1 protein-coding gene is annotated in these 235 nt (G+C 69.4%); it reads right to left on the bottom strand.

Translation table 11 applies throughout. The features are described 5' to 3' along the window. Positions 1-81 precede the first annotated feature (81 nt). Positions 82-235 (bottom strand): Nif3-like dinuclear metal center hexameric protein (locus I5E_RS27235; protein ID WP_441294341.1); only part of this gene is annotated, 154 nt, incomplete at its 5' end.

Below are 235 nucleotides of genomic sequence, written 5' to 3'. Positions count from 1 at the left end.
CCGCTTCTCGCTGCCGATGTTCCCGGAAGCGTCCGCCCACTGGATGTGGCTGGTCTTCGCGCTCAGCATGATCGCGACCGTCTACACCGCGCTCGTCGCGCTGGTGCAGAAATGGTGCGTGAGCAGGAGGTCGGCACCGAGCTCGACCGTCTCACGCGCGGTGGCCGGTACGGCGTCGACCGCGAGGTGCACGTGATCGACGGTCTGGTCGGGGTCGCCCGCGACGAGCCCGACG

This window comes from Curtobacterium sp. B18, from assembly GCF_000333375.1.
GTDB lineage: Bacteria > Actinomycetota > Actinomycetes > Actinomycetales > Microbacteriaceae > Curtobacterium.
This window is presented reverse-complemented; position numbering and strand designations above follow the sequence as displayed.